4 protein-coding genes are annotated in these 5,552 nt (G+C 59.9%); 3 read left to right on the top strand and 1 reads right to left on the bottom strand.

Going from position 1 to position 5,552, the window contains the following annotated elements; genetic code table 11:
- The 3 genes from AC1DYX_RS26940 to AC1DYX_RS26930 form a co-directional block, all read left to right on the top strand.
- Window positions 1–362, top strand: a 362-nt coding sequence (locus AC1DYX_RS26940; protein WP_477264597.1) for a c-type cytochrome, incomplete at its 5' end; no start/stop codon positions are given.
- Between the two features lie 21 nt (window positions 363–383).
- Window positions 384–1,544: a right-handed parallel beta-helix repeat-containing protein gene (locus AC1DYX_RS26935; protein ID WP_477264599.1), complete on the top strand. Its 1,161-nt coding sequence runs from the start codon at window positions 384–386 to the stop codon at window positions 1,542–1,544.
- A 1,100-nt stretch (window positions 1,545–2,644) separates the two neighbouring features.
- A complete protein-coding gene (locus AC1DYX_RS26930) occupies window positions 2,645–3,883 on the top strand; it encodes a hypothetical protein (protein ID WP_477264595.1) in 1,239 nt (412 codons plus the stop codon).
- Between the two features lie 101 nt (window positions 3,884–3,984).
- On the opposite strand, the gene AC1DYX_RS26925 is transcribed toward AC1DYX_RS26930, so the two are convergent.
- Window positions 3,985–4,731 carry a hypothetical protein gene (locus AC1DYX_RS26925; protein WP_477264593.1) on the bottom strand — a complete coding sequence of 249 codons (747 nt, stop codon included), beginning with the start codon at window positions 4,729–4,731 and terminating at the stop codon, window positions 3,985–3,987.
- Window positions 4,732–5,552 lie beyond the last annotated feature (821 nt).

Genomic DNA, 5,552 nt, shown 5'->3' with positions numbered 1-5,552 from the left:
GCGCGGCAGCACCGGCAACGGCCGCCGCACCGGCGCCGGCCACCCCGGCAGCGACGCCGGGCACGCCGCCCGTCGCAGGCGCCATCGCGACGCCGGCCGTGGCCGGCAATAACGACGCCGGCAAGGCCTTGTTCAATTCGGCCTGCACGGCCTGCCACACCGCCGGCATCGCGGGCGCGCCCAAGTTCGGCGACAAGGCCGCGTGGGCGCCACGTATCGCCCAGGGCACCAATACGCTGTACGAGCATGCCATCAAAGGCTTCCAGGGCAAGGCCGGCATGATGCCGCCGAAGGGCGGCTCCACGGCACCCGATGCCGATGTGAAAGCGGCCGTGGACTACATGGTCGCGGCGGCGAAATAAGCCGAACGAACCGTCTCCGTGATGTTGACCACCCCTGTCATGCGCAAGCCGGTCTTGTTGGCAGCCGGCCTGCCCCTCGCATCGGTGCTGCTGGCCGCGGTCGGCCAGGCGGGCGCCGCCACCTTGTCGGTGGGACCGGGCAAGACCTATGTGTCACCCTGCGCCGCCTTTGTCGCCGCCAGGGATGGCGACACCATCGAGATCGTCGGCGACTGGACCTACAGCGGCGACGTCTGCGCCATCGCGCGCAACAACCTGACCATCCGCGGCGTGCAGGGGCGCCCGATCATCGACGCCGCCGGGCGCGATTTCGGCGGGAAGGGTATCTGGGTCGTCACCGGCAACAACATCACGGTCGAGAACGTCGAGATGCTGAACGCCAAAGTCCGGGACGGGAATGGCGCGGCGCTGCGCCTGGAAGGCACGAATTTCACGCTGCGCCAGGCGTTCCTGCACGATAACGAAAACGGCATCCTGAGCGGCGTCAACCGCAACAGCAATATCGTGATCGAGCACAGCGAGTTCGGTCACAACGGCCATGGCGACGGCCAGACGCACAACCTCTACATCGGCAATGCCAAAAGCCTGACGTTCCGCTACAACTATTCTCACGACGCGGTCATCGGCCATAACCTCAAGTCGCGTGCGATGTTCAACATGATCGCGTACAACCGCTTCTCGAGCACGCCACCCGGCAAAACCGGCAGCACGGCCAGCGGGAAACCCTCGTACGAGATCGACCTGCCGAGCGCCGGCACGTCCTACGTCATCGGCAACGTGATCGAACAGCCGGCCATCAACGACAACACGACCCTGCTGGCCTACGGCGAAGAAGGCGCGACGAATCCGGGCCAGGATTTATATGTCATCAATAACACCTTCCTGAACGATTTTACGAGCGGCATGTTCGTATTCGTCAGCGGCAAGGTGTCGACACCGGCCCTGATTCAAAACAATGTTTTTGGCGGCCCCGGTACGCTCACCAGCCAGGCCAGTGCCACCCAAAAAGACAATCATCGCATGGAGAAACCGGGCTTCATCGACCGCGCCGGTTTCTCGCAGCGGCCCCTCGTCAACGAGACGGTCCTGAAGGCAGGTCCGGCGACGGATCCCTGGTCGGCCGGCGTCGAGGAAAAAGCGGCCGCATACAAGGTTCGCGCGCCGGCCTCTGGCGGCCGCTGAGACACGTTTAGCAATCTCAGGCACACGGCGGTGAGCGCCGCCGTGGCGCCTTCTATTTCTTCCGCTCCCCTCCTCCTGCGTTAGTGACGCCCGTACGCAACATTTCGCGCTCGCAAGCTAATTTTTCTGCTGATCTTCGTCAAAAAACTGACGCCAGCAAAAACATGCATAAACGCTACGGCCTCTTACCTAAATCTCATGATTGACTTTCTGTCATAAAAGTCCTCGCTTCATAGGGAGAATTAAAGTTGTGTTGAGGAAACACAAACGTAATAGGCCTGAACGAAATTTTTAAAAAGTCACGAACGTGAAATTTTCGTTATGGAGAATCCTGAACACTACGTCAATCCTCTTGTTCCAGATCTTTTTAATTGAACAAGCTCTGTTACATGCCGTTACAAAGTGCAGTCCGGAAACCTCGTATTCTTCGTCTTGCCCAAGGGAACTACTTCCCACACGGAAACTTTACGAGGACTTTCATGCACACTTTGCGTACCCACTCTCCGCGCCTGGTTGCCGCCCTYCTGGTGGCRTTCGCAGGTGTKACCAGCGCYTCYGCGGCCACKCTGTCGGTCGGCCCGGGCAAGACYTATGCSAARCCSTGCGCGGCCATTGCCGTGGCCAAGGATGGCGACGTCATCGAAATCACCGGCRRCACCACSTAYAGCGGCGACGTCTGCAGTATCTACCGCAATAACCTGACCATCCGCGGCGTCAACGGCCGYCCGAAGATCGAYGCSGCCGGCAWGAACGCCGCMGRCAARGGYAYCTGGGTYGTCRACGGCAACAACMTCGTCGTCGACAACGTCGAGATGTATGGCGCCAAGGTCATGGACGGGAACGGTGCCGCCTTCCGCCTGCAGGGTACGAATTTCACGCTGCGYAAYTCGTTCATYCACGAYAACSARAACGGTATCCTSGCCAACGCCAACACGAACAGYGACATCCTGATCGAGTACAGCGAATTCGGCCACAAYGGCSSYGGCGAMGGCCAGWCGCACAACCTGTACATCGGCCACGTGAAGAGCCTGACSTTCCGCTACAGCTWCTCGCACGAYGCSAACRTCGGCCACAACCTGAARTCGCGCGCSRACACCAACATGATCGCGTACAGCCGCTTCTCGAGCMYGGCSSCGGGCCAGACGRGCAGCACCGCCGCCGGCMARCCGTCKTACGAGATCGACCTGCCGAACGCCGGKACGTCYTACRTSATCGGCAACATCATCGAACAGCCGGCCGCCAACCAGAACCCGACCATGGTGGCCTATGGCGAGGAAGGCGCGACCAATATCGGCGACGACCTGTACGTCGTCAACAATACGTTCCTGAACGACTACGGCGACGGCACGTTCCTGTTCGTCAGCGGCAAGGTCACGACTCCGGCCCTAATCCAGAACAATATCTTCGGTGGCATCGGCATCCTCACGACGCAAGTCAGCGCCATCCAGAAGACGAACTACCGTGCCGTGGCGCCGGGCTTCGTCAATCGTGCCGCCTGGGACCTGCATCCGACCGCCAGCGCCCTGGTGATCAATGCCGGTACGGATCCGGGCACGTCCGCCAAGGGCGTGTCGCTGGCGCCGGTCGCGCAATATAAAGCGACCGCCTCGGGCGAAGCGCGCCCGGTCGTCGGTGTGCTCGACATCGGCGCATACGAGGCGACGGGCGCGGATGCGAGCGCGGCGGCCGTCACCTGGACGACCTGCGCCAGCGAAGGCGGTACCTGCACGTTCAGCGGTACCCGTGAAGTCCGCTTCGGCGCGAACGGTATCTATACGTCGAAAGTGATCACCGGCTCGACCCCGTGCACGACGGCCGTGTTCGGCGATCCGAACCGCGGTGTCGCCAAGACCTGCAGCTACTCCAGCGCAACCTCGGCCGCGCCGACCTCGACCCCGACCTCGAGCACGCCGACGTGGATCGCCTGTGCCGGCGAAGGCGGTACCTGCACGTTCAGCGGCACCCGCGAAGTGCGCTACGGCGCCAACGGTTCGTATGCGACGAAAATCTTCACCGGTTCCGTCGTCTGCTCGAATACCGCGTTCGGCGATCCGGCGCACGGCCTGCTGAAGACCTGCAGCTACTCGAGCAATACCGTCACCACGACGGCCAGCACCGTGACGGCGGCACCGGCTGCGGCCGATTCGGGCTGGACGTCGTGCGCGGCCGAAGGCGGTACCTGCTCGTTCACGGGCACGCGCCAGGTCCGTTATGGCGCCAACGGTGCGTACGCCACCAAGACCGTCACCGGTTCGATTGCCTGCACGAATGCCGCGTTCGGCGGCGATCCGGCCTACCGCCAGGTCAAGTCGTGCAGCTACTCGAACACGGCCAAGTAACGTCAGCGTGATCGCCGGGTTCCTCCCGCCGTCACCAAACAGGCCGCGTTCCGCGCGCATGCCGTTCAGTCCAGCCTGAGCGGCATTTTCCGTTTACGCCGTCAAGGTGCCGGAATTGGACGCCTGCAGGAAAAATCGGCAGCCGCCAGCGGCACATCCTTGAAGCCCTGCTGCAAGCGCGCGACAGGGATCGCGTAACGCGGTCGCACGCTGTCCGCGGTGACGCGGTAGTAGTCTGCAGATTCTTCCGCCCAACGGCTGTCGTACTCCTCGCGGGTGATCGCCAGGTCGACGGCGAATTCGCGATCGTCGATTTCCTGCATCAGGGAAGCAGTCCAGCAAGGCAGCCAGGGAATCGCGCCACTTTGGACGGCCAGGTGATATTGTCCGTCCCGGCTTTTGGCAACGGGCCAGTACGCATAGCGCACCATTTCCAACGCCGTGCCATTCGAATTGAGCAGCATCAGCTTGGCGGGTTCGGCGGCGCCAACTTTCATCGCGCCCCAATGGCTGCCCGTCACCGCGTAAAACTCGTCGCCGATTTCCGCGCCGGCCACGTGCTGCAGTACGCGCGCCTTGAACCAGAATGGCGGCGGGTTCAGGCAGAGCACCACCTCGGTGACGCTGCCATCGGCGTTGGTCTTCGGTTTGGGGCAATCGTAGCCCTTCAGGTAATCGGTGGAGACCAGTTCCGCCACGACCAGGGTCAAGCTGCCCGCCCCCTTTTCAAACCTGGCATAGGTGGTTGGCACTTCCCGCGCGAACGGCGATGCCGCCTGTGCCGCCTGCCACAGCCCAGCGGTGAGGATCAAGACCATCAGGACCCATTGTGTGAAGGTGTGACGCATATGGATTCTCTTGGGGCTGGCGAATTTGCCAATACCATCATAGCTCGCCGTCGTCCGCCAAAAATGCATGCATTGTCACAAGCGACATTTTCTGGGACGAAAGAAGATGGCCATGTTTGCGGGCCTGCAGTCGTATTGTCCCGGTAACCGACTCTCAACCCGGTACCACGCTGGACCGCGCCGCACGGCACGTCCATATTGACCAAGAGTCGATGACCGGTCACCACCGCAAACACGACGTCGGACGTCCAATTCCAGAATGAGTTGCTCGTAATTACCGCGAAAACAACGGTTTTGCTAAAAAAAGTTTCCACGACTGAACTTTTTCTGTAAATTCTCGATGTGTGCTGAACAGCGACACAATTTTTCACCAAAAAAAATGCGGCTTATACGCAACAGTGGCTTGATTTCAGAAAATTTTTTTGGGGTAATTTCAGCCAAAACCGCGAATGCAACCTTTCCCGGACGGCCACGGCTATTGTTATTTTGTCTCTACGGCCATTTTTTTCACCAAGAATTACATTCCATAGGGAAAAGCGGTAAAAAATCTGGACTCAGTCCAACATTTCTTGCAGTCAATGCTAGAAAAACTCATCAGTAAATTTCCCTCAGCTCTAGCAAAAAATACTAAAAGTAATAGCAATTAACGCCTTTTCACGATTGCTTGTTTGCTATTTTTTGTTACAATTCGTTACAAGCGGTCGAGCTTAAACCTCGTATTCTGCAACTTTCCAGCAGGAATTAACTGCTGATAGGAATCTGCTTACGAGGAATTCGACATGCAAAATCTGCGTCAAACCGCATCGCGCAACACCCAGTTC

The organism is Massilia sp. P2_C2 (assembly GCF_056404615.1).
The sequence above is the reverse complement of the archived record's forward strand: the minus strand, read 5'-3'. Positions and strand labels throughout refer to the sequence as shown.

Bases quoted from the DNA above. Each gene is read 5' to 3' on its own strand.
- AC1DYX_RS26925 (WP_477264593.1), bottom strand. From the start codon at position 4,731: ATGCGTCACACCTTCACACAATGGGTCCTGATGGTCTTGATCCTCACC.
- AC1DYX_RS26935 (WP_477264599.1), top strand. From the start codon at position 384: ATGTTGACCACCCCTGTCATGCGCAAGCCGGTCTTGTTGGCAGCCGGC.